Source organism: Lactobacillus sp. C449L, assembly GCF_059900815.1.
In genome coordinates this window covers 1-564 of record NZ_JBWXGA010000068.1, presented here as the reverse complement: position 1 = coordinate 564, position 564 = coordinate 1, and the positions used below count along the sequence as shown (strand labels likewise).

The following is a 564-nucleotide window of genomic DNA, read 5'->3' as shown; positions in this document are numbered from 1 at the left end:
ACGTGCTGCGCGCGCCGCGCGATCCGGACAAGCTCGTCGCCGACGCCGCCGCGATGCGGCGCGACATGGCGGCGCACAAGCCGCCGGCGGGGCCGTTCGACGTGAAGCTCGGCGAGGGCGGCCTGGTGGACCTGGAGTTCGCCATCCATACGCTGCAGCTGTCGCGCAAGCTCGGCCTCGTCCCGCGCCTCGACGAGGCGCTGGAGGCGCTGGTCGCGGCCGGCCTCGCGCCCGCCCAGATCGCGGACGCGCACCGGCTGCTGACGGCGATGCTGGTCACATTCCGGCTGGTCTGCCCCAGGCTGGCCGAACCGGCCGAGGCGTCGCGCCCGCTGGTGGCGCAGGCCTGCGGCTTCGCGCGCTGGGAGGATCTGGTTGCGGCGCACGGGCAGGCGCGGCAAAGCGTCGCCCGGTTCTGGCGTTCGGTCGCCGGCGGCAAGAGGGAGTGAGACGATGCTGAGCGAAGGCGATATCGTTCCCGACGTGAAGCTGGAGGGCGCGGACGGGAAGACGTTCAGCCCGGCCGACTTCAAGGGGCAGAAGCTGGTCCTCTATTTCTATCCC

The 564-nt window shown here is 72.2% G+C and carries 1 protein-coding gene; it reads left to right on the top strand.

Annotation, left to right across the window (positions count from 1 at the left end; all coding sequences use genetic code 11):
- Positions 1–449, top strand: a 449-nt coding sequence (locus AC2JF9_RS08325) for a [protein-PII] uridylyltransferase family protein (protein WP_500726856.1), incomplete at its 5' end; no start/stop codon positions are given.
- Between the last annotated feature and the right edge of the window lie 115 nt (positions 450–564).